This is a genomic window from Nonomuraea zeae, assembly GCF_005889725.1.
GTDB classification, from domain to species: domain Bacteria; phylum Actinomycetota; class Actinomycetes; order Streptosporangiales; family Streptosporangiaceae; genus Nonomuraea; species Nonomuraea zeae.
In genome coordinates this window covers 1-5,668 of sequence record NZ_VCKX01000488.1, presented here as the reverse complement: position 1 = coordinate 5,668, position 5,668 = coordinate 1, and the positions used below count along the sequence as shown (strand labels likewise).

Annotated in this window: 8 protein-coding genes; 6 read left to right on the top strand and 2 right to left on the bottom strand. The window is 73.2% G+C overall.

Annotation, left to right across the window (positions count from 1 at the left end; all coding sequences use genetic code 11):
* Positions 1 to 521, top strand: a 521-nt coding sequence (locus ETD85_RS59655) for a zinc-binding dehydrogenase (protein ID WP_138698656.1), incomplete at its 5' end; no start/stop codon positions are given.
* 37 nt (positions 522 to 558) lie between these two features.
* Here ETD85_RS59655 and ETD85_RS59650 read toward each other — a convergent pair.
* Complete coding sequence (locus tag ETD85_RS59650; protein ID WP_138698655.1) at positions 559 to 1,359, bottom strand: IclR family transcriptional regulator domain-containing protein; 801 nt, start codon at positions 1,357 to 1,359, stop codon at positions 559 to 561.
* A 326-nt stretch (positions 1,360 to 1,685) separates the two neighbouring features.
* Here ETD85_RS59650 and ETD85_RS59645 point away from each other — a divergent pair, with 326 nt between their 5' ends.
* Complete coding sequence (locus ETD85_RS59645) at positions 1,686 to 2,237, top strand: RNA polymerase sigma factor (protein WP_240780131.1); 552 nt, start codon at positions 1,686 to 1,688, stop codon at positions 2,235 to 2,237.
* On the top strand, positions 2,230 to 3,381 hold the full coding sequence (locus ETD85_RS59640; RefSeq protein ID WP_138698654.1) for a CU044_5270 family protein: 1,152 nt from the start codon (positions 2,230 to 2,232) through the stop codon (positions 3,379 to 3,381). The genes ETD85_RS59645 and ETD85_RS59640 overlap by 8 nt, the downstream gene beginning before the upstream one ends.
* A gap of 38 nt (positions 3,382 to 3,419) precedes the next feature.
* On the opposite strand, the gene ETD85_RS59635 is transcribed toward ETD85_RS59640, so the two are convergent.
* On the bottom strand, positions 3,420 to 4,361 hold the full coding sequence (locus ETD85_RS59635) for an alpha/beta fold hydrolase (protein ID WP_138698653.1): 942 nt from the start codon (positions 4,359 to 4,361) through the stop codon (positions 3,420 to 3,422).
* 131 nt (positions 4,362 to 4,492) lie between these two features.
* On the opposite strand from ETD85_RS59635, the gene ETD85_RS59630 reads away from it, so the two are divergent.
* The 3 genes from ETD85_RS59630 to ETD85_RS59620 all read left to right on the top strand — a co-directional run.
* The gene (locus tag ETD85_RS59630) at positions 4,493 to 5,116 is read left to right on the top strand and encodes a CGNR zinc finger domain-containing protein (RefSeq protein WP_138698652.1); all 624 of its coding nucleotides are present in this window, start codon (positions 4,493 to 4,495) and stop codon (positions 5,114 to 5,116) included.
* Between the two features lie 22 nt (positions 5,117 to 5,138).
* On the top strand, positions 5,139 to 5,381 hold the full coding sequence (locus tag ETD85_RS59625) for a hypothetical protein (protein WP_138698651.1): 243 nt from the start codon (positions 5,139 to 5,141) through the stop codon (positions 5,379 to 5,381).
* Positions 5,378 to 5,668 (top strand): hypothetical protein (locus tag ETD85_RS59620; RefSeq protein ID WP_206059588.1); only part of this gene is annotated, 291 nt, incomplete at its 3' end. The genes ETD85_RS59625 and ETD85_RS59620, both read left to right, overlap by 4 nt.

The window sequence follows — 5,668 nt, the reverse complement described above, 5'->3', positions numbered from 1 at the left end:
GCGCCCAAGGCGGCGCGGGCGGCACGGGCAGTAGGGGCGACCAAGGCGGCGCGGGTGGCGCGGGCAGTAGGGGCGGCCACGGCGGCGCGGGTGGCAGAGGCAGTGCGGTCGGCCGGGAGGCCGGCGTGGCCGCGTTGGCCGCGCGCCTGGCCGCCGCCTGTGACGGGCCGGTGGACCTCGTGCTCGATCCGCTGTTCGGCCTGCCGGCCGCGGCGGCCGCGCGCACGCTCCGGCCGTCCGGGCGGCTGGTCAACCTGGGCAGCTCGGCCGGGGAGACCTCCCCGCTCGACTCCGCCACCCTGCGCAGCCGGTCCTTGCGGGTGCTCGGCTACACCAACAACGAGCTCAGCCGCGAGCAGCGGGCCGCCGCCATGGGCAGGATCGCCGAGCTGGCTGCACAGGGACGGCTGCGCGTGGCGCACGAGGCAGTCCCGCTGTCGGAGATCGCGCCGGCCTGGGAGCGCCAGTCGGCGGGCACCACCTCCGGCCGCCTGGTGGTGACCCCGCGCCCAGGGCCCTGAGCCGAAATCCCGCCCGTTCCGTCTTGAGCCGGAGTTCTCACGGTCGCATGGCGTGCGGGACCTTCTCGTACACGGCCCAGTCGGCGCTGATGGCGCCCGCCGTCTTGAGCAGCAGCGGCAGGTGCCGCTCGGACAGGCACTCCACAGAGGTCTCCGCCGCGTGCGCGTTCACGTTGATCGCGGCGATCACGTTCCCGAGCCCGTCACGCAGCGGCGCGGCCACGCTGCGGATGCCCAGGGCCAGCTCCTCGTCCGTCAGCGCCCACCCCTTCGCCCGGACCTCGCGCAGCGCCGCCTCCCGCTCGGCCGCGCCGGGCCGCCAGCGCGGCTCGACCCCCGACCGGCTGGGCTCGGCCAGCACCCGGTCCACCTCCCCGGGCGGCAGCGCGGCCAGCAGCACCTTGCCCAGGGACGTCTGCAGGGCCGGGAAGCGGGTCCCGATCTGCACCGACAGCGTGACGATCTTCGGGACGGCCACGCGCGCGACGTAGACGATGTCGGACCCGTCGAGCTGGGCGATGGACGACGACTCGCGGGTCTGCGCCACCAGCAGCTCCATGTGCGGCCTGGCCACCTCCCACAACCCCATCGACCGTACGTAGGTCACGCCCAGCTCCAGCACCCGGGGCGTGAGCGCGTAACCGCCCTGCTCGCTCCTGGCGTAGCCGAGCTCCTGAAGGGTGAGCAGGATGCGGCGGGCGGTGGGCCGGGCCAGGCCCGCGGCGGTCGCCACCTCGGTCAGGGACATGACCGGCCGGCCCGGCTGGAACACCCTGATGACATCGAGGCCGCGTGCCAGCGCCTCGATGAAGTCGGGGCCGGTGTCAGCACGTGCCATGGAAACGCCTCCCTGTTCGGAACCCGCCGATCCGACTCTAGACCGTCGTGGCCGGATGTCCGCACAGCGGCCGTCGGGGCGAGCATAATGGAGCCTGCCTCAGCCGCGAAGACGGACGGCCGGAAGCGGGTCAAGAGGCGAAGGGGTTTCCGGAGGGTCGTTCTGCGGACGCTTGTCCGATCGCTGCGCCAGGTCGGCACCCTAAGCCGCCAGGAGGCGACGCGGCGGATCAAGGGAGCGGCGCCGGGCCGTCGCGTGAAAGCGTCGTGGGGCTTCGGGCAACAAGAGGTGTTTCAGCATCGACCCCACCCAGCGGAGCTGCCTGCATGGCCATGACACCCGACCTCACCGATCCGCCCGATCTCCGGGCCGGCTGGGAGGAGCTGTTCAACACGCACTTCGCGGGAATCCACCGCTACATCGCCCGGCGGCTGTCCGACGACCTCGCCGACGATCTGGCCGCCGAGGTGTTCCTGGCCGCGTACCGGGGAGGCTATGACGCCGCGCGCGGCGAGGTGCGGCCCTGGTTGTACGGGATCGCCACGCATCTCGTCGCGCGGCACCACCGGGCCGAGGTGCGCAGGTGGAAGGCGCTCAGCCGGACGGCGGAGCGGCCGGAGCACAGCCACGAGGACGCGACCCTGACCCGGGTGGCGGCGAGCGGGCTGACCGGCAGGCTGGCGGGGGCGCTGGCCGGGCTCAAGCGCAGGGACCGCGACGTCGTCCTGCTCAGCGCGCTGGGCGGCCTCAGCCACGCCGAGGTCGCCGCCGCCCTGGACATCCCGGCCGGGACGGTCGCCTCCCGCCTCAGCCGGGCCCGCAAGCAACTCCGCAAGGCGCTCGGCGACGTCAACCCCCTGGAGGACAACCATGGATGAGCTCGATCTGCTGGCCAGGTCCCTCCCCGACGCGCCGCCGCCCTCGCGGGAGGTGGTCGACCGGGCCCGCAGCCGGCTGTCGGCGACGATGGACCGGTCCGCGCGGCGCCCCAGACGCCGTCACACCGTCTGGGGATGGACGGTCGTGGCGACCGTCGCCGTCGTCACCGCCGTCATCGCGCTGGTGTCGAGCCTGGCCGCGCCGGCCCCCGTGCCGGTGATCGCGCCTCCGCGCGGCAACGACGCCCTGCTCCGGCTCGCGGACGACGTCGCCCGGCTCCCGGACCGGACCGGCGCGTACTGGCGCAGGCCGCTGCTCAACACCTGGCTGATCCGGATGCGCGCCGGGGGTGAGGACTTCAACGTGCTGTCCAGCTCCCGTGTCGACCTCTGGCAGCCGCGCGATCCGGGCGATCCCGTCCAGGTGCGGATGCGGCAGGAGTACGTGCGTCCCGCCACCCCCGCCGACGAGCGCATCTGGAAGGCGGCCGGCTCCCCGTCGGTGGCGCAGCGGGTCTGCGTTCCGGGCGCGCCGGCCGAGAACTGCGGGAAGGAGCGGGTGAGCAGCGAGCCGTCCGCCTGCGTGTACACCCGCGCCGTCGAACCGGGCGGCGTGTTCGGCGACCGCCGGTTCGGCGACCTCACGCTCGCCGACCTCGCGGCGCTGCCCGCCGACGTCGGCGGGTTGCGGGAGAAGCTGCGCGGCTACTGGCGGGCGGGCAAGAATCGCCGGAGCTTCGAGGAGTACCTGTCCCGCTCGTCGGCGCTGCTGGAGATGCCGGTCAGCCCGGCCGTACGGGCGGCCGCACTCCGTCTCCTCGCCGGGCTGCCGACCACCAAGGTAGGCGGGACGATCGACGACCCGCTCGGACGCCCGGGGCTCGCGGTCACCTTCATCAAGAGCGAGGGATTCTCCGCCGCGTTCGGCTCGGACGACGAGGTGGCCGAGCGGTACACCACCATCCTCGACGCCAGGACCGGCACCGTGCTGGCGTCGAGCGTGGCGATCGCGGAAGAGAACGCGGAAGGGCTCGCCAAGGGCACGTACCTGAGCTACACGGCTTGGGCGTCCGAGGCGGGCTGGACCGGCGGCAGGCCGGAGCGGCCGCGCGGCTGCAAGCTGACCGACCGCCCCATCCCGTGATCACGGCCGGAGGCGTCCCGCCTCCGGCCGTCCCGAACTCATCGGATCGCGCCGGCTGACCCGCGCAGGAAGGGCAGCAGGACGGCGAGGAGCGCGTCGGGCTGTTCCTCGGGGACGTAGTGGCCGCAGTCCGGCAGGACGGCGGTTTCGAGCCGTTCGGTCACGGGGGCGAGCAGGGCGCCGAGGCGCTCGGCCTGTCCCTGTGCCCCGGACACGCCGAGGACGGGCATGCTCAGCGGGCGCTGCCCGCGACGGGCGTTCTGGGCCATGTTGTCGTCGGTCGCCTGGTAGTAGGCGAAGCTGGCGCGCAGTGCTTCCGGATCGCGGGCGAGCGTCTCGATGTAGAAGTCGACCGCGGAGCCGGGGATGGGCCGCACGGCCTTGTGGCGGAACTGGTCGCCGAAGTAGATGCGCTCACGGCCGCGGACCAGCTCCTCGTTGATCGACCGCTTCCGGTTGAACGCGAAGTGCCACAGCAGGTCGTTCTGGGCCTCGGAGCCGAAGAAGGGGATCTCGGTGGCCAGCCCCGGGATGGTCGCGTCGATGAGGGCGAGGCGGTCCACGGCCTGCCCGTGGTCGGCGGCCAGGGCGTAGCCGATCCACATGCCGACGTCGTGGCCGGCGAGGTGGAAGCGCTCGTGCCCGAGCGCCCGCATGAGGGCGGCGAGCTCCGCCGCGACGGTCGCGGTGTCATAGCCGTCGTACGGCTTGCCGGAGCGGCCGACGCCGCGCGGGTCCACGGCGATGACCCGGAAGTCCTCGGCCAGGCGCGGCATGACGTGGCGCCACACGTACCAGTTCTGCGGCCAGCCGCCGACCAGGAGCAGAGGGCGGCCTTTCCCGCCCTGCACGGTGTGCAGCGAGACCTCGCCGACCTGGACGAGCAGGCTCTCGAAGACGTCCTCGAAACCGTCGGGGAGCCAGGGGACACCGCTGACGGTGCCGAAGCCGGTGAGCGGGCGGGCGGTGGCGGAGGTCATGACGGCGTGATTCCTCGGGAGTCGATCGAAGTGAACCGTTCTGGATGGTTCAGTGGAACCAGTTAAAACGGTTCGTAAGAGTCGTGTCAAATGGCCGGCGGGGCACGCGTCGGGGCATATGCTGAACCACTATGACCGGTTCACCCGCCCGCACGGCCCCCGCGCGGCACAGCGCCGAGGGGTTCCGGCTGGGCAACGAGATCCTCGCGTTCCGCTTCGTCGCGACCCTGAGCGAGCGGCGCGCCGAGCCTGTCGAGCGGCTCGCCACGCCAGAGCGGCTGCGCGCCTGGCTGGCGGCCAACGAGCTGGCCAACGAGCTGACGGCCGGGGAGGCCGCCGGGCGGGCGGCCGGGGAGGCGCCGGTCTCCGCGGCGCTGCTGGAGCAGGCCCGCGAGCTGCGGGAGGCCATCCACCGGGCCGGCACCGCCGTCGCCGGCGGCGGCCTGCCGGAGCCGGCGGACGAGGAGCTGCTCAACCGCTGGAGCGCGCGCAACAGGGCGCACCTCGTCCTCTCCGGCGGGCGCGCCCGCTGGCGGCTCCCGCAGGCCGATCCCGTACGGGCCGCGCTCGCCGTGATCGCCACGGACGCCGTCGCCACCCTCGGCGGCGATGACGCGATCAAGCGGTGCGAGCAGCCGACCTGCGGCGGGCTGTTCGTGGACACCAGCCGCGGCGGGCGTCGTCGCTGGTGCTCGATGGCGACCTGCGGCAACAGGATGAAGAAGGCCGCGATCAAAGCGCGCGCCTCAGCCTGAGCCATGGTGTTACATTGTTACCATGGTAACGGTTGAGCGGACGCAGACGGGCCTGCGGCTGGAGAAGAACGTGCTCAAGGTGCTCAAGGGGCTGGCCGAATATCTCGACATGTCGCTCGGCGACCTCGTCGAAGGCATCGCGCTGCACGCCTTCGACGGCAAGACGCCCTTCAGTCCGGAGACGCTGGCGAAGATCGAGCAGCTCAAGGTCGTGTACGACCTGACGCTGACGTCGGCGGACGCGCACCGGCTGGTGGAGAAATGAGCGTCGCCCGGCACCGGCTCACCGGGCGGCTGTCGGTCGCGTTGCCGCCAGAGGAGGCGTTCGTGCTGTTCACGCCGCGCGGCGAGGAACGATGGGTGGCCGGGTGGCGGCCGCGCTTCCCCGCGCCCGCCGGCGACGACTCGGCGCCGGGCACCGTGTTCGAGACCGGCGAGCACGGGGAGCTGACCACGTGGGTGGTGACCGGGCGCGAGGCGGGGTGGCGGGTGTCGTACGCCCGGCTGACCCCCGGCTCGCGGGCCGGGACCGTCACCGTCGAGGTGGGGGAG